The organism is Methylobacillus rhizosphaerae, assembly GCF_900187985.1.
Lineage (GTDB): Bacteria > Pseudomonadota > Gammaproteobacteria > Burkholderiales > Methylophilaceae > Methylobacillus > Methylobacillus rhizosphaerae.
Genome location: NZ_FZOA01000007.1, coordinates 1 through 16,807, shown reverse-complemented (window position 1 = coordinate 16,807; position 16,807 = coordinate 1). Strand labels below are relative to the sequence as shown.

17 protein-coding genes and 1 pseudogene are annotated in these 16,807 nt (G+C 53.7%); 11 read left to right on the top strand and 7 right to left on the bottom strand.

Features of this window, described 5'->3' with window-relative positions:
• Positions 1–54 precede the first annotated feature (54 nt).
• From CHB59_RS08755 to CHB59_RS08740, 4 genes are all read left to right on the top strand, one after another.
• On the top strand, positions 55–255 hold the full coding sequence (locus CHB59_RS08755) for a YezD family protein (protein ID WP_089375866.1): 201 nt from the start codon (positions 55–57) through the stop codon (positions 253–255).
• Positions 256–276: 21 nt separating this feature from the next.
• The gene (locus CHB59_RS08750; protein ID WP_089375865.1) at positions 277–1,287 is read left to right on the top strand and encodes a sulfate ABC transporter substrate-binding protein; all 1,011 of its coding nucleotides are present in this window, start codon (positions 277–279) and stop codon (positions 1,285–1,287) included.
• A 71-nt stretch (positions 1,288–1,358) separates the two neighbouring features.
• The gene (locus CHB59_RS08745; RefSeq protein ID WP_089375864.1) at positions 1,359–1,694 is read left to right on the top strand and encodes a DUF2325 domain-containing protein; all 336 of its coding nucleotides are present in this window, start codon (positions 1,359–1,361) and stop codon (positions 1,692–1,694) included.
• A gap of 38 nt (positions 1,695–1,732) precedes the next feature.
• On the top strand, positions 1,733–1,948 hold the full coding sequence (locus tag CHB59_RS08740) for a TOBE domain-containing protein (protein ID WP_089375863.1): 216 nt from the start codon (positions 1,733–1,735) through the stop codon (positions 1,946–1,948).
• A gap of 129 nt (positions 1,949–2,077) precedes the next feature.
• Here CHB59_RS08740 and CHB59_RS08735 read toward each other — a convergent pair whose 3' ends face one another.
• The 4 genes from CHB59_RS08735 to epsC form a co-directional block, all read right to left on the bottom strand.
• A complete protein-coding gene (locus CHB59_RS08735) occupies positions 2,078–2,461 on the bottom strand; it encodes a cupin domain-containing protein (protein WP_089375862.1) in 384 nt (127 codons plus the stop codon).
• A 208-nt stretch (positions 2,462–2,669) separates the two neighbouring features.
• Complete coding sequence (locus tag CHB59_RS08730; protein ID WP_089375861.1) at positions 2,670–4,529, bottom strand: family 2A encapsulin nanocompartment cargo protein cysteine desulfurase; 1,860 nt, start codon at positions 4,527–4,529, stop codon at positions 2,670–2,672.
• Positions 4,516–5,433: a family 2A encapsulin nanocompartment shell protein gene (locus tag CHB59_RS08725; protein ID WP_089375860.1), complete on the bottom strand. Its 918-nt coding sequence runs from the start codon at positions 5,431–5,433 to the stop codon at positions 4,516–4,518. Before CHB59_RS08725 ends, CHB59_RS08730 begins: the two co-directional genes overlap by 14 nt.
• Positions 5,434–5,490: 57 nt before the next feature.
• Complete coding sequence (gene epsC / locus CHB59_RS08720; RefSeq protein ID WP_089375859.1) at positions 5,491–6,447, bottom strand: serine O-acetyltransferase EpsC; 957 nt, start codon at positions 6,445–6,447, stop codon at positions 5,491–5,493.
• A gap of 361 nt (positions 6,448–6,808) precedes the next feature.
• On the opposite strand from epsC, the gene CHB59_RS08715 reads away from it, so the two are divergent.
• The 6 genes from CHB59_RS08715 (at position 6,809) to CHB59_RS08690 (ending at position 12,240) form a co-directional block, all read left to right on the top strand.
• Positions 6,809–7,798: a sulfate ABC transporter substrate-binding protein gene (locus CHB59_RS08715; RefSeq protein ID WP_089375858.1), complete on the top strand. Its 990-nt coding sequence runs from the start codon at positions 6,809–6,811 to the stop codon at positions 7,796–7,798.
• An 11-nt stretch (positions 7,799–7,809) separates the two neighbouring features.
• Complete coding sequence (locus CHB59_RS08710) at positions 7,810–8,688, top strand: EAL domain-containing protein (protein WP_089375857.1); 879 nt, start codon at positions 7,810–7,812, stop codon at positions 8,686–8,688.
• A gap of 124 nt (positions 8,689–8,812) precedes the next feature.
• Complete coding sequence (gene cysT, locus CHB59_RS08705; RefSeq protein ID WP_089375856.1) at positions 8,813–9,652, top strand: sulfate ABC transporter permease subunit CysT; 840 nt, start codon at positions 8,813–8,815, stop codon at positions 9,650–9,652.
• A gap of 10 nt (positions 9,653–9,662) precedes the next feature.
• Positions 9,663–10,553 carry a sulfate ABC transporter permease subunit CysW gene (gene cysW / locus CHB59_RS08700; protein ID WP_089375855.1) on the top strand — a complete coding sequence of 297 codons (891 nt, stop codon included), beginning with the start codon at positions 9,663–9,665 and terminating at the stop codon, positions 10,551–10,553.
• A gap of 36 nt (positions 10,554–10,589) precedes the next feature.
• Positions 10,590–11,648 (top strand): sulfate/molybdate ABC transporter ATP-binding protein, encoded by a 1,059-nt coding sequence (locus tag CHB59_RS08695; RefSeq protein ID WP_089375854.1) that lies wholly within the window; start codon positions 10,590–10,592, stop codon positions 11,646–11,648.
• A gap of 175 nt (positions 11,649–11,823) precedes the next feature.
• Entirely contained in the window at positions 11,824–12,240 is a 417-nt protein-coding gene (locus CHB59_RS08690; protein ID WP_089375853.1) for an RDD family protein, read from the top strand.
• A gap of 90 nt (positions 12,241–12,330) precedes the next feature.
• Here CHB59_RS08690 and CHB59_RS08685 read toward each other — a convergent pair whose 3' ends face one another.
• Genes CHB59_RS08685 through CHB59_RS08675 form a run of 3 tightly spaced genes read right to left on the bottom strand, consistent with a single transcriptional unit; the run spans position 12,331 to position 16,251 of the window.
• Positions 12,331–12,801, bottom strand: coding sequence for a TlpA family protein disulfide reductase (locus CHB59_RS08685; protein WP_089375852.1), 471 nt, complete (start codon positions 12,799–12,801; stop codon positions 12,331–12,333).
• Positions 12,794–14,017, bottom strand: coding sequence for a sialidase family protein (locus CHB59_RS08680; RefSeq protein ID WP_245835104.1), 1,224 nt, complete (start codon positions 14,015–14,017; stop codon positions 12,794–12,796). The genes CHB59_RS08685 and CHB59_RS08680 overlap by 8 nt, the downstream gene beginning before the upstream one ends.
• A gap of 14 nt (positions 14,018–14,031) precedes the next feature.
• Complete coding sequence (locus CHB59_RS08675) at positions 14,032–16,251, bottom strand: TonB-dependent receptor (protein WP_245835103.1); 2,220 nt, start codon at positions 16,249–16,251, stop codon at positions 14,032–14,034.
• A gap of 279 nt (positions 16,252–16,530) precedes the next feature.
• Between CHB59_RS08675 and CHB59_RS08670 the strand changes: the two are divergent.
• A pseudogene (locus tag CHB59_RS08670) lies at positions 16,531–16,807 on the top strand (transposase); the annotation flags it as partial.

Below are 16,807 nucleotides of genomic sequence, written 5' to 3'. Positions count from 1 at the left end.
AAGACATTGTTAAAGTAGCTCCATCTGATTTGAATATTGCCAAGGGCAAAAGGTATGTCACAAGAACTCAAACTAAAGGCAAGCGATGAAGTTATCCAGGAAATCCTGAGATCCATTGACCTGTTGCGTTTCGGCTCTATCGAAATCACGGTTCACGATGGACGCGTCACCCAGATTGAACGCCGGGAAAAAGTCCGGTTTTCCAGTGAAGCTACAAAAACAAAACCATCACTACAAAATGCTGTTCATTACTAATAATCACACTAAGGATCCTGCATGAAAAACCTGTTTCCACGCTTCTCCGGCCTGATTGCCGTTGCAGCACTCATCACACCACTGTCCACACTGGCTGCAGATGTAACCTTGCTGAATGTGTCATACGACCCGACACGCGAACTGTACCAGGAATACAACGATGTCTTTACCAAATACTGGAAGAACAAAACCGGCGACAAAGTCACGGTGAAAGCTTCCCACGGCGGTTCAGGCAAACAGGCCCGCTCTGTCATCGATGGCTTGCAGGCCGATGTCGTGACGCTGGCGCTGGCCTATGATGTCGATGCATTGCAGGAAAAAGCCAAGCTGATCCCAAAAGACTGGATCAAGCGCCTGCCGGACAACAGCTCCCCCTACACCTCCACCATCGTGTTCCTGGTGCGCAAGGGCAACCCCAAGAACATCAAGGATTGGGACGACCTGGCCAAGTCCGGCATCAAAGTCATCACTCCCAACCCCAAGACTTCTGGCGGCGCACGCTGGAATTACCTGGCTGCCTGGGCTTATGCCCAGAAGAAATTTGGTAATAATGAAGCCAAGACCCGCGAGTTCGTAGGCAAGATACTCAAGAATGTACCAGTGCTGGATTCCGGTGCACGCGGCTCAACTACCACTTTTGTCGAGCGTGGCATTGGCGATGTGCTGTTGGCCTGGGAAAACGAAGCTTTCCTCGCACAAAAAGAGCTAGGACCGGACAAGTTCGAGATCGTGGCGCCTTCCCTCTCCATCCTCGCCGAACCATCTGTTTCTGTCGTGGACAAGGTAGTGGACAAGCGTGGCACCCGGAAAATTGCTGAAGCCTACCTTGAACATTTATACAGTGAAGAAGGCCAGGAAATTGCAGCCAAGAACTACTATCGTCCACGCCTGGAATCAGTAGCCAAGAAATATGAAAAGGTCTTCCCCAAGCTGAACCTGATCACTATCGATGCAGAGTTTGGCGGCTGGCAGAAGGCACAGAAGACCCACTTTTCCGATGGCGGCACATTCGACCAGATTTACCAGCAGTAAAGCACATTGATTAACCAGGAGTGGTGCCGGACAAAATCCGGCACCTTCCCGAACAACAGGAGACTCTGATCATGAGTACAGCGTTAATTGTCGGCGGCGACCAGATCGATGGTATCAAGCAGGAGCTATCCAACTTCGGCATTACCCATATCAACCACTGGTCGGGGCGTAAAGTGGGTGATGGCAAGAAAATCATTCCGCACGATACCGAGCTGATCGTGCTGGTGACCGATTGGATCAGCCATACCTTCACGCATAAGATCAAGCAGAGCGCAGCCAAGCGCGGTGTCAGGATCGTCTACACCCCCAACGGCCCAGCTGCGCTGCGCACCCGGCTCAGACAATTGCATCCAGCCCATGACACGGAGGATGAATGTAGGGTGACCTTCCACCAGGCTCTCCACTAAATCATAGTCACAGCGCAACTCAATAAGGAGTATTCACCATGTCCATTCATGCCATCAACGTCCGTAACCAGTTTCGTGGCCGTATCAAGGAAATTGTCCTCGGCCCGGTTGTCTCGGAAATCGACGTAGAAACACCAGTCGGTATCGTCACTTCTGTCATCACCACCCGCTCCGTCAATGAACTGAACCTGCAGGTAGGTACTGAAGTGCTGGCGCTCATCAAGGCCACTGAAGTTTCTCTCGCCAAGATATAAAGCAGCCTACTGCTTGTTTTGACCTCTATCTCCTCTCGCTTTGCCGGCCCCGCGCCGGCATTTTTTTATGAAAGCGCAACAAAAAAGCCCTGGTCTTTGCAACCAGGGCTATGGCAGATTCAAGCAGTATTAACCGCCAAATGGGGCAGACACGCCTTCAGGCAGGTCGATCGTAAAAATCTTGCGGATGGTTTTGATCGTTTTCCAGGTGCCACTGAACCCGGCCTTCACCACAAAACTGTCACCAGCCTTGTAGGTCACTGATTTTCCGCCCTTCTCGGTCAGCACAGCTTCGCCTTCGAAGATATGCACCACTTCATCGGCATTGTATGTCACTTCATAAGTGCCTGGCTGCGCCTCCCAGAAACCAGATAGCAGCTTGCCATTTTCGGCGGCATATTCAATCCAGGTTTTCATGCTGGGGGAGCCTTCAACCGGACGCCAGCCGTCCAGATCGCTGGTGATTGGTGTTACATTCCTGGTATCAAACTTGCCGTAAGTGATGATGTTCATCAGTATTCTCCTATCAAAAAGTCTCGAATCCCGCATGATGATAAGAAAAGAGGCTGACCTCAATAATCATAAAGGGTAATTGATTATGCTGCGCCAACATGCTAATAAGCGGCTGATGCAAGCAGCCTTGGATGCGATACTCAGACTCAGGACAATAAAAAACCCTCACATCCAATGAATGTGAGGGCAATCACAGGAATCCGCAGCTTTACCGCCTTGCTGATACCAGTTTTAGCAACGCCCCTTGCAAAATATCAATCTCCGCATAGGTGTTATAGAACGCCAGCGACGGCCTGACCGTGGTTTCCACACCGAAGCGCCGCAGGATAGGCTGGGCGCAATGGTGGCCAGAGCGCACAGCAATGCCTTCCTGGTTCAGGGCGGCCCCGACTTCCTCGCTCTTGTAGCCATTGAGGTTGAACGACAATACGCTGGCTTTCTCCCGCGCGGTGCCTATCAGGTGCAAGCCCGGCACCTTGTTGAGCGCCGCTGTGGCATATTCCAATAGCTCATGCTCGTAGCGCGCAATGTTCTCCATACCCAGACACTCGACATATTCCAGCGCTGCACCCATGCCCACGGCATCGGCGATATTGCCGGTGCCTGCCTCAAACTTGGCGGGCGCGCCGTGATACACGGTTTTCTCGAAAGTCACGTCCTGGATCATGTTGCCGCCACCCTGCCAGGCTGGCATTTCATCCAGCACATCCTGCTTTCCGTATAGAGAACCGATGCCAGTCGGACCAAACACTTTGTGCCCCGAGAACACGAAGAAATCACAATCCAGCCATTGCACGTCGGTACGCATATGCGATACGGACTGCGCACCATCGAGCAGGACTTTCGCCCCGACAGCATGCGCCATGGCAATCATTTCCTTCGCTGGCGTCACCGTGCCCAAGGCGTTGGACACCTGGGTGAATGAAACCAATTTAGTGCGTGAAGTCAGCAATTTCTGGTATTCATCCAGCAGCACCTGCCCGCTGTCGTCCACTGGCACCACCTTGAGCTTAGCCCCGGTTTCCTGGCATAGCTGCTGCCAGGGTACGATGTTGGCATGGTGCTCCAGATTGGTGATAATGATCTCGTCACCCTCGCCCAGATGCTTCCTGCCCCAGGTTTTGGCCACCAGGTTGATCGCTTCTGTCGTGCCACGCACGAACACAATGTTTTCCACTGCTGGCGCGTTGATAAAACGGCGCACAGTTTCGCGCGCGCCTTCATAGGCGTCCGTAGCGCGAACGGCAAGTTCATGCGCAGCGCGGTGGATATTGGAGTTCTCATGCTGGTAGAAATAACTCAGCCTGTCGATCACGGCCTGCGGCTTCTGCGTCGTAGCAGCATTATCCAGCCAGATCAACGGCCTGCCGTTCACCAGTTCGCGCAGGATGGGAAAATCCTTGCGTACCAGGTTGACGTCAAACGGCGGGTGGGCAGAACCAGCCACTTCCGGCACACCCGGACGGTCCGCCACAAAATAATATGGCGATGCCTTGCTGGCAGACGATTGTTCCGGGTGATGCGGGATATTGGCAGTCGAAGCCAGCACCCCTTGCATGTCCACTGGATAGGGAATCTCTATACCTCCCAGCAGGCTGCTGATATCCAGGCCGGGAAAAGCAGGCGCTGGCCCGATGGCATCCAACCTCTCCTGGCTGAACTCCGGTGGCAGTTGCGATGGCGACACGCCAAGGCTAGGAGTATCAATCTGCGCAAGTTCAATGCCAGGGATGACATTGGCCGCCGCAGGTGCGCCAGCAGGCAATGCCGATACCACGGAAGGCGCAGGCGGCACAGGTGCGCCTATCCCTGGGCTACCTGCTGCATACGGCGCAGCGGAATCCGTCAGCGATGCCGTGGAGGGAAACCCTTGCGCACTGTGTGGAAAACCTTCGGCATAGAGTTCATTGGCAATGCGGGTCAGCTCGTCAATATCCAGATGCCCGCTTGCCTGTGCTTCCCGCCCCACCGCAATGGCTGCAGCCATGCGCGGGTGCTCGCCCGGCACTGCGGCAAGAATCGCTTCCGGCTCGAATGATGACAGGTCGTTGAAGTTACTTGTAGTCATAGTAGTTGCCTACGTCGACATTCTCGAGCACGGCAATCGCATCCTCGGTCAGCACCGCCAGCGAGCAATAAAGGGAAACCAGGTAGGAAGCAATTGCCTTGTGATTGATGCCCATGAAGCGGACGGACAGACCCATGCTCTGCTGGCCCGGCAGGTTGGGCTGATACAGGCCCACCACACCCTGGCGGCTTTCACCGGTACGCAACAGCAGGATATTGGTCTTGCCCTTGGTCACGCGCAGCTTGTCGCACGGGATAAGGGGGATGCCACGCCAGGTGATGAACTGGGAACCGAACAGGCTGACAGTCGGCGGCGGCACGCCACGGCGAGTGCACTCGCGGCCAAAGGCAGCAATGGCTTGAGGATGTGCAAGGAAGAATGCCGGCTCTTTCCACACACGGGAAATCAGTTCGTCGAAATCATCAGGTGTTGGCGCACCGGTGCGAGATTTCACCTTCTGGCCCTCTGCTACGTTATGTAGCAAACCGTATTCCTTGTTATTGATCAGCTCACTCTCCTGGCGCTCTTTCACCGTCTCGATGGTCAGGCGCAATTGCTCACGGATCTGGTTGTGCGGGCTGCTGTAGAGATCAGAAATACGGGTATGCACGTCAACTACCGTATTGACGGCATTCAGCACATATTCACGACCCCACTCCTCGTAATCCACGAAAGTGGCAGGCAGTTCGCGTTCGTCCTTGTTGGAGCAATCCACCTCGACATGGTGATTGTCCTTGACCTTGTTGACGCGGTAGATACCGGCTTCGACCGGAACCCATTGCAACAGGTGCACCAGCCAGCGCGGCGTGATGGCACCCAGCATGGGCACGGTTTTGGTAGCATTGGCCAGCGTGCGGGCGGCGACATCACCCAATGCGGTTTGGCCCTGATGAATATCTGTCATTTAATACTCTCCTTTGAAAAATCAATCCAGGTTTCTATTGTTGATATTTGATGAGTTTCATTGATGAGTCACAGTGCCAGCACGCTGGCCTGTGGGCGCTCCTTCCCTCATCTGCGCCTGGGTAATATTGCTGTTGGCGGGCACACTGTAAGTGAGCCAGACATTGCCGCCGATCACTGAACCGCGGCCAATCGTGATGCGCCCCAGTATCGTGGCGCCAGCGTAGATGACCACGTCATCCTCCACCACTGGATGACGTGCATTGCCCTTGACCAGGCTGCCATCGGCATCAACGGGAAAGCGCTTGGCTCCCAGAGTCACGGCCTGATAGACCCGGACATTGCGCCCGATAATGCTGGTTTCACCGATAACGACCCCGGTTCCATGGTCAATGAAAAATCCTTCGGCAATCTGCGCGCCGGGATGAATATCAATCCCAGTGGCGGAATGGGCAATCTCAGTGATCATGCGCGCAATCAACGGCACACCCAGCTGATGCAACACATGGGCAATACGGTAATGAATGATCGCGTTGATACCGGGATAGCACACCAGTACCTCGTCCACACTGCGAGCGGCAGGATCACCCTCATACGCGGCACGTATATCGCTATCCAGCAACTGACGCACTGCCGGTAACTGCAACGCGAAATCACGCACCAACTGCATGGCCTGTTCATGCGGGCTACGCTGATGATTCACGGCATCATCTATCAGCCTCAACTCCAGCCTGACCTGCACCAATAGCTCCCGCAGGGCTACATCCAATGTATGACCGACAAAGTAATCTATGCCCTCTTCACGCAAATCCGGCATACCCAGTCGGTTGGGGAACAGCGCAGCGCCTATCCCATCCACCACTTCGGATAACGCCTTGCGCGCAGGCAGCTTGGGCGGCCTGTTCAATCGGTTGCGATGCTCTAGAGACGCCTGCCTGACATCGCGCAACTGTTTCACGATCTGGCTGATAGCCAAATCGTCACCAGACTCCTGATTCTGCTCACTTACACTCATCCAATATTCCTGCATGAAGCCAAAAACAAAAAAAGCCAGTGAGTCCCTCAGGACTCACTGGCTTCCGGTTGTCCGGTCAGCGTGTGCTAACTCATTCCAAATTGTGTGATTGTCTCAATCTTGCGGTATCAAGTGGTGATCTCCACCAATCGCTGCGCATTAGTGAATAATGTTGCAGCAAAATCCCCAGCAATGGAAGACAATTCATTATTCGAAATGATTATACATATAGAATTAATAAAAATATAGAATCCCTCATTAAATAACTTTTAATGTTAAATATATTCAACTATATTCTTTTACATTATTTTTAAACCTATCTATAGTGCCTCTCATCCCGTTCCCCATTCATGAGGCTTCAATGTTAAGAAAAATAATCGCAATCAGCCTACTGTTAAGCGCCGGTCTCGCCCATGCCGATACGACCCTGCTCAACGTTTCCTATGACGTGACACGCGAATTCTACAAGGAATTCAACCCCGCATTCACCAAGTACTGGAAGCAAAAAACTGGGGAATCCGTCACCGTCAATCAATCCCATGGCGGCTCCAGCAAACAGGCTCGGGCGGTGGCAGATGGGCTGCAGGCTGACATCATCTCCATGAACCAGAGCAATGATATTGATATCCTGTTCGAACGCGGCAAGCTGATTCCAGCCGATTGGCAGAAACGACTGCCTAACGCCAGCTCTCCCACAACTTCGACTACCGTGTTCCTGGTACGCAAGGGCAATCCCAAGCAGATCAAGGACTGGGATGACCTGGCCAAGCCAGGTGTAGGCGTCATCATCCCCAATCCCAAGACATCCGGTAATGGCCGCTATAGTTACCTCGCTGCCTGGGGCTATGTCATCAAGCAAGGCGGTGATGAAGTCAAGGCACGTGATTTTGTGTCACGCCTGTTCAAAAATGTGCCAGTGCTGGATGCCGGAGGTCGCGGAGCGACCACTACTTTTGCACAACGCGGGATCGGTGATGTGCTGCTGACATTTGAAAATGAAGTGTTCCTGATCAGCAAGGAGCTTGGCAATAATCACTTCGACGTGGTCTACCCTTCTTCCAGCATCCTGGCAGAAAACCCGGTCGCACTTGTGGACAAGGTGGTAGACAAGCGCAAGACCCGGACAGTGGCTCAAGCCTACCTGGACTTTCACTACTCGAAAGAAGGGCAGGAAATTGCCGCACGCCACTATCTACGCCCACGCTCAGCCGAAGTCCTGGCTGCCAACCAGGCACAGTTCAAGCCGCTGGCATTATTCACTGTCGATGAAATATTCGGTGGCTGGCAGAAAGCACAGAAAACGCATTTTGCCGATGGTGGCGTTTTTGACCAGATTTACAGCAACAAATAAAGCACAGACTCATGACCAGACAAACTCCGACATCAACAGCTATCGAAAACCTGAAAGCACAACTACGCGAATCCTTATACCTGGACCTGGATGAATATGGCCTGGAAGAACAATCGTCAGGAGAATTCAACAGTACTTTTCTGGGATTGCAGTTAAACAGCGCTTTCCAGCCGATTTACGATAGTGAGGCCGGTGACTTGTTTGGACATGAAGCCTTTATCCGCCCCTCCTTGGGAGGCCAGCAGGCCATCAGCCCGGAGTTCGCATTCAGCTTTGCCGAGCAAGTGGGAAAACTCGTCAAGTTTGACCGGGTGGTCCGTACATTGCATGTACTGAATTTTCGCCAGATTTATGCGGAAAACGGCCTCCTGTTCCTGAATGTACACCCCAACCTGCTGATCAGCGTCAATGCACATGGGAAGGTGTTTGAGCGCATCCTGCATTCGAATTCGGTCCCCACCAACCGCGTGGTGATCGAGATACAGGAAAACGTGGTCGAGCACGAGCATCAGCTGGCAGATGCCATTGAAAACTACACTGAGCGCGGTTACCGGATTGCAATAGGTAACTTCGGCAGCAAACACTCCCACCTGGAACGATTGTGGAAACTGGCACCGGAATTCGTGAAATTTGACATCCAGATCATCAGGGAAGCAGAACGCAATCCACGTATGCGGAAAATATTGCCCCAGCTGATCCAGCTCGTACATGACATCGGTGCACAGCCCGTCATTACCGGCATAGAGTCCCAGGCCGGCCTGGAGATTGCCATCGAATCCGGCAGCACATTGCTGCAAGGCTACCTGTTGGGCAGGCCAGTGACGGCACGTGAACTCCAGCCCAGCGATGCATTGAAACCCACACTGCAGCTGGGCAGGCGTGTCGCCTGATATGCAACAGCACTCTTAAATAACAAAAAAGAATTTTATTATAAAAACATAGTATTTTTTATAATGTAGATCATCTGTTACATTTCCTTCTCCTTGGCCCCAGTTACATGGTCTGAATAACAATATGGCAAAAAAACACAAACCACATAACGTGCTTCCCGGGTTCAATCTGTCACTGGGCTATACCCTGCTCTATCTCAGCCTGATTGTATTGATTCCTTTATCAGCCGCATTCCTCAAGACTACCGAGCTGAGTTTTGCCGAGTTCTGGCATACCGTGACCACTCCCCGCGTCATCGCCTCATACAAGCTGACATTTGGCGCATCACTGTTTGCTGCCATCATCAATGCCATCTTTGGCCTGCTGACTGCCTGGGTACTGACGCGCTACACCTTCCCTGGCAAGAAGCTGGTCGATGCGCTGGTTGACTTGCCATTTGCACTGCCAACTGCGGTTGCCGGCATTGCGCTGACTGCGGTTTACTCGGCCAACGGCTGGATCGGCAGCCTGCTTGAGCCTTATGGCCTGAAAGTAGCATTTACTCCACTTGGTGTCGTAGTGGCCCTGACCTTTATTGGCCTGCCATTCGTCGTCCGCACCGTACAACCGGTGCTCGAAGACCTGGAAGCAGAAACCGAAGAGGCCGCAGCCAGCCTGGGCGCCAATCGTTGGCAGACGTTCCGCCGCGTGATCCTGCCTGCCCTCTGGCCTGCGTTATTGACTGGCTTTGCCCTCGCGTTCGCACGCGCCGTAGGCGAGTATGGCTCCGTCATTTTCATTGCGGGCAACATGCCCATGGTGTCCGAGATTACGCCGCTCATCATTATCACCAAGCTGGAACAGTATGATTACACTGGCGCTACTGCAGTCGCCGTCGTGATGCTCATTCTTTCCTTCCTGCTATTGTTTGCCATCAACGGCCTGCAATGGTGGAGCAGTCATCGTCACAGCGCATCAAGATAGGAACCAGACCATGTCAGCCGCCATTTCTCAACTCGCAAAATACAATGCCAAGGTGGCACGCAGCCGTGCTACCTCCGAACCAGCCTGGGTACGCTGGGGCCTGATTACAGTAGCCCTGCTGTTCCTCACCTTGTTTCTTTTTGTTCCGCTGGCTGCCGTATTCACGGAAGCATTACGCAAGGGGTTTGAAACCTATATCGCCGCCCTGATAGAGCCTGATGCACTGTCCGCCATCAAGCTGACACTGATTGCTGCCGCCATTTCCCTGCCGCTCAACCTGGTATTCGGGGTCGCGGCTGCCTGGGCCATCGCCAAGTTCGATTTCAAGGGAAAAAGCGTACTGATCACGTTGATTGACCTGCCTTTTGCCGTCTCCCCCGTCATTGCCGGCCTGATTTATGTCCTGATTTTCGGCCTACAAGGCTGGTTTGGTGAATGGTTGATCGACCATGACCTCAAGGTGATTTTTGCCATCCCGGGCATTGTGCTGGCAACCATTTTCGTCACTTTCCCGTTCATTGCGCGTGAGCTCATTCCCCTCATGCAAGCCCAGGGCAAGGAAGAGGAAGAGGCCGGGCTGGTGCTGGGCGCCTCCGGCTGGCAGATTCTCTGGCATATCACATTGCCCAATATCAAATGGGGTCTGCTGTATGGCGTGATTCTCACCAATGCCCGCGCCATGGGTGAGTTTGGTGCAGTGTCGGTGGTATCCGGACATATCCGCGGCCTGACCAACACCATGCCGCTGCACGTTGAAATTCTCTATAACGAATACAACTACGCAGCCGCATTTGCCGTAGCGTCACTGCTGGCTTTCCTGGCATTGATCACACTGGCACTGAAGTCTTATATCGAATGGCAAAGTAACCGTGTTGCAATCAGCAGTAATACTGCTGAGTAACCACACCCCAAGCATACCTGTCACAAGGATGGCATCATGAGTATTGAAATCCGTAATATCAAAAAAGAATTTGGCAGCTTCACCGCCCTCGACAACGTCGGCCTGGATGTACCAAGCGGTGAGCTGGTTGCCTTGCTCGGACCTTCCGGTTGCGGCAAGACCACTCTGCTGCGCATCATTGCCGGGCTGGAATCCCCGGATTCCGGCAGTATCCATTTTCATGGAGTAGAAGCCACCAATCGTGATGTGCGTGAGCGCGAGGTTGGTTTTGTCTTCCAGCATTACGCCCTGTTCCGCCACATGACGGTATTCGAGAATGTCGCATTTGGCTTGCGAGTGCGGCCGAAAAAACTACGTCCTACCGAAGCAGAAATACACCGCAGGGTGCATCAACTGCTGGAACTGGTTCAACTGGACTGGCTGGCAGATCGTTATCCACCACAGCTTTCCGGTGGCCAGCGCCAGCGCATTGCACTGGCTCGCGCCCTGGCAGTGGAACCCAAGGTATTGCTGCTGGATGAACCATTCGGCGCCCTGGATGCCAAGGTGCGTAAAGACCTGCGCCGCTGGTTACGCCGCCTGCACGATGAGCTGCATATCACCAGCGTGTTCGTGACGCACGACCAGGAAGAAGCGTTGGAAGTGGCAGACCGCATTGTGGTCATGAACCAGGGACATATCGAGCAGATCGGCTCTCCACAGGAAGTCTATGACAATCCGGCTTCGCCGTTCGTCTATAAATTCCTCGGCAACGTCAATCAATTCCACAGCCGGGTCAATGCCGGGCAGGCACATATCGGCGATATTGCACTCAACCTCAACGCACATCACACTGTGCAGGACAGTGATGCGCTCGCATATGTACGCCCCCACGACATTGACGTATATACCGAGAAAAACGGCGATCAGGCATTGCAGGCAGTTGTCAGCTACATTCATGCTGCCGGCCCGCTCGTCCGGCTGGAATTACAACCAGAGAACAATGCCGACATTATCGAAGCTGAAATTACCCGTGAACGCTTCCGCGAGCTGAAGCTGGACCAGGGCAGCCAGGTATATTTGAAACCGAAAAGCGTACAGGTATTCCTGCAATAAGCAGCGCGGGCCTGATTTCAGGCCCCGTCATGCCTCCAACCCAGCCCGACGCTGGGTTTTTTATTGTCCTGATATCCTTTACACTCTCCCTGCACCACAGTATTGGCCAGCACACACAACGCCAATACCGCCATACGGTGCTGTCCAGCTCATATATGCATTGCAAGGGGAGACAATGGATTACGCAGGATTCTGGAAAAGAGCGGCAGCCGCTATCATCGACTGCATCATCTCCGTGATCGGAGGCGCCATCATAGGTATTGCCTTTAGTATCCTGATGGTGACGAACAGCAATAGCAATCTTGAAACCATCCAGACATGGAGTAATGTGATCGGCATCATCATCGGCTGGCTGTACTTTACCGTCATGGAAAGCTCGCCTCTGCAGGGTACGCTCGGCAAAATGACGTTAGGTATCAAAGTCACGGATCTGCACGGCCATCGCATCAGTTTCAGTAGGGCGACAGCCCGCCATTTCGCAAAAATCCTCTCGACCCTCCTGTTCCTGGTCGGCTATCTCATGGCAGCCTTCACAAAAAAGAAGCAGGCCCTGCACGATATGCTGGCCAGTTGCCTGGTTGTGAACAGGTAGCATACGGGCATCACTGTGCTGAGTACCTTCAGCAGGTAGTACAGCACCTGCAATGATCTGCCGACTCCGGGTCGACCATGAATTCTGCAGTTACTGCAGCGACATGGTCCAGCGTTTGAGCCAGGCAGCATCCGGCTTTCCGCTCACTATCTGCACTTCGCGCCGCTGGTTGTAAAAATATGTCCGGGGTAGCTCGCCATACCAGTGACGATCAATGTTGTATCTCAAGCGCTCGACATCAACCTGGCCGAATTGCCAGCGCTCATGCACAGGCAACTTGAGCCTGTCGAGGAATACTGCTGCTTCGGCTGCATGGTCCTGATCAGTATTGACAATGACGAACCTGACCGCGGGATGCTGCCGCACGACTTCTCCCAATGCCGCCAGGTCATCTGCGCAATAGGTACAATCCAATGACCAGAAAGCCATGATCATGGCTTTGCCCGCATGCCTCTGCTCAATCGCCTGCCGGCTGCCGGACTGGAAAACCTGGAAGCCGTCGGCGTAAACCGGCAACGATACCAGGCAGACAAGCAGCGCCCATATCCATTTTTTATTCATCTGTATCCAGCCTTTTCATCCACACTCCATCACTTTCAGTATTCCATCCCAGATAAACCTGGCTGCCACGCAGCAACAGCTGGGGATAATCTGACCTGGCTGCCGTCCGAACCACCTGCCGGGCATCTGTCCAGGTACGGCCTGCATCCACTGATGTCTTGAGCCAGATGGCGCTGCCGCTATCATCCAATTCACGCCAGACAAGCCATACCTGGTCTCCGACACTCATCAGTGCTGGATGCCCTGCCTGCTGCCCGCTATGACCAAAACGCATGGCAGGTGAGGATACCCATGCCTCGCCGTCCATGCGGGCGTAATACAGCCCAGGGTTTTTGGCCTTGTTATTCATGCCTCCATCAAACCAGGCCATATGCCATCCCCAATCCCCACCCTGCGCAAGCGCAGGACCATGGTGTGGGCACGCCTCCACTTTCCAGTTGCCAAAGCTTGCCCGGTGAATATCCTGTCCAGACACCTCTGAATCCGGGCCGAACCTGGCCATGGCATGGTCACGAATATTGCCGCTGAACACATGCCGCCATAATGCAACCGCTTCCCCATTCTCCATCCCTGCCAGGGCAATACGGCAGCATTCGCAACTATTGTCAGCAAGTTTGTGCTCGGGCTGGAAACTCGCCCCGCCATCTTCAGATACTGCGTAGTAAACCGCTGCGCCTTCATATTCCCTGTTCCCGCCCTGAGCTGCCAGCAGGTCGCGTTTATCCACCCAGGCCACGTAAATTCTTTGTCCATCCTTGCCTGCTACAGCAAGCGCATCAAAACGATGTGTGATTTCCGCGCGGTCGCGATGCACGATGACAGGCTGGCCGAATGTTTTCCCACCGTCAGTGGAGCGCGCAAACCAGATATACCCGGTATAAGGTGTCGCCAGTGCCTGCGTCCACGTGACATAGATATGGCCGTCGCGAGCCATGGCAATCTTGGGCCGGGCATCACCATCCACGCCGATTTTCTGTGCTTCATGGTTCAGCTTTTGCGGAAGGGAAAAATGGCGCCCCATATCATCGGAATACGCCACGGTCACGAATCCATCCTGCACAGAGGCCTGCCACAAGCGGCCATGCGGATCGAAAGCCAAGGACACCGCCATGGAGGAAACAGCCGCGTTGCTGCCATGTTCATGTCCGTCGTGGCACCAGCCTGCAGCGCTCACACACCAGCTGCAGGCGAGCAAGAAAACCAATATGTTTTTCATGTCACGTATCATGTTCAATAATCGAATTTCACCTGCAGAAAAGCTGTGCGCTGCGGATAAGGGTGATACGCATAGGCTTTGTAGTTATTGAGGTTGTCCACACCCAGCGTCGCAGTCCAGCGATCAGCGAACTGATAGGCAAGCCGGGCATCAATAAAGAAATAATGGCTGGCGCCGCCATAGACATCCGGGTTGCTGTCACTGTTATCCAGGTAAGCATACTGTCTGCCGCTGTAGCGCATCGCCAGGCTGTAACTCAAGGCATCATTCTGGTGATAAGTAGCTACGGCCTTGGCCACTACGGCAGGAATACGCGCTGGATGCTTGCCTTCAGTCTCGGGATTAGCCTTGTTCCTGAGGATTTCCGCATCCGTCAGCGTCAGGCTACCGCCCCAGTCCAGGCCATTGACCAGCACATTCTGCCACTGCGTTGCCAGCTCCACTCCGCGGGTGCGCACCAGATCAATATTCTGAATAAAACTGCAGGTGGCACTACCACAAGCACTCGCGCCCGCCGTGACGGTTTGTGAGATCAATGCATCCTGCTTATGTTCGTGAAACAATGTCGCGCGGACAAAGCCCTTGGCAAAACGCCGCTCCGCCGTCAGCTCTCCGGACAATACCCGTTCCGGTTGCAGATCAGGGTTAGCCTGCACAAAATTACTGCCGCTGGTGATGGACTGAAACAGCTCGCTGACCGTCGGATAGCGATATGCCTTACCGAAAGCAGCAGTGAATCCCCAGGCTGGTTCTGGCTCAAAACTGATCGCAAGCTTGGGAGAAAAATGCTGCGCACTTTTATCGGCATACTCACTGCTTTGCAAACTTCCGCCCAATGTCGCCGCATTCTGGCCGTCATAAGCCCGCCAGTATTCATAGCGACCACCCATGGTCAGCTTCCATTGGTCGTTCCAGCGCCAGGCATCCTGCAGGTATAACGCCTGGGTCAGGGTATCACCCTGTGATGCGCTGTTGCGCCCCAACTTGCTGCCGCTTTTCCAGTCTGTTGTATTGAACGTCACACTACGCAATGCGTAATGATCGACGTGGTAACCGAAACTCACCTCATGTGTCCCTGGCCGCCAGATGGCTCCAGCATCCAGCGCCGTCCACCCTGTGCCCCGCATATCCTGGATAGTGCCCATTTTGGATACGTCAGGATTACTGGCAGTCGAGACACGGCTGATATCCTTGTTATAACGATAGTCGGACAAGCCAACATGCCAATCCCACGTCCCATTGGTGTGCGATGCCAATTGCAGGGACTGCATCAGGTGAACGGCTTGCGCCGCAGTGGGGTTCAACCCGCGGACGTTATAGGTATTGCCATCAATATTGACATTGCCGTTATAGAAAGGATTACCGGCCGCATCCTGGAGATAACTCTCGGCGTCAGTTTCTGAATCCAGCTGCCAGATTCCCAGGTTATACCTTGCCTTCATGTCGGGTGTAATGTCATACGCCAGCTTCAGCTTTGCATTGTCCTGTACCGAATGATCCATACCGTAAGCACCAAACACCAGGCGCGGCTGGCCTTTTTCACTGCAATCACGATAAGCACCGGTCACAGCAACGCCGCTGCCAGCTGCACTAGCGGTCGCCACCGCGAACTGCATGGGCTGGCTGTAAGTATCAAGATGGTCAGCTCCCAGCCAGAACGATAGATCATTGACCTTATTTCCAATCGAGGCACTGAAATGCTTGCCCTCATTGCGCTGCTGCGTGCCATACAACTCAAAACGCTGCTGGAACATCTGTAGATTGGCATGCGCCTCAAACTTCTCCGGCATGCGGGTAGTAATGTTCATCACACCCCCCATGGAATTGCCGGGGTACAGCGCCGAAAAAGGGCCATACATAACATCCACCTGCTCGATTTCCTCTGGCGACACCATCCCCCAGCGCGGCGGGAAAGCATACGAATTACCAAGCAGATTGGAAAGCAGGATGCCATCGGCATATAACAGCGTCTGCGCGCTGGATAACGTCCCCGCTGTGCGGCTGGCAACAATACCGTTGCGGTCACCAATGTACCGCTCGCGCACCTGCAAACTAGGCAGATATTTCAACGTCTGCGCAGAAGTAGCAGCATTGATGGTGTGCCGGATTTGCTCCGCAGAATAACTCTCCGTCACCGACGGCGCCTGCACAACCGCACCACCTCGCCCGGAGCTGATCTCAATCGGCGCCAGCACTACCTCGCCATCATCCGCCATAGCAACAACCGGCGGCATGGAAGCCACCGTGAACACAACACAGATGCGAGAAAATCGAATAATCGGCATCCGCGGATTGTAGGATAGCGGCACGAAATGCAGAATGCGACATGATGTCGCACCTGCCACTCTGGATAATTTACTACTTCACAAAAAATACTACCTATACCCGTTACGAGATATCAATATGCATGAAAGCACACAAGCGAGGGGGCAGCATCGATCTTGGCACCCTGAATCGCCCCCACTTTCCTAGACAGCTCAAGAGCCTCAAACTATGCAAGTTGAGGAGACATCATGAGCAAGCAACAACGTTACACCGAAGAATTCAAACAGGCCGCCGTCAAGCAAGTCACTGAGCGTCAGTTTTCTGTGGCAGAGGTCGCTGAGCGGTTGGGCGTTTCAAGTCATAGCATTTATGCTTGGATCAAGCGATGCGGCACCCCTAAAGACGAACGACAGCACTCCTCTAATCAGCAAGCAGAAATCCGTCGCCTTCAGGCTGAGCTGCGTCGCGTCACGGATGAGCGAGATATCCTAAAAAAGGCCGCCGCGTACTTTGCCAAGCTGTCCG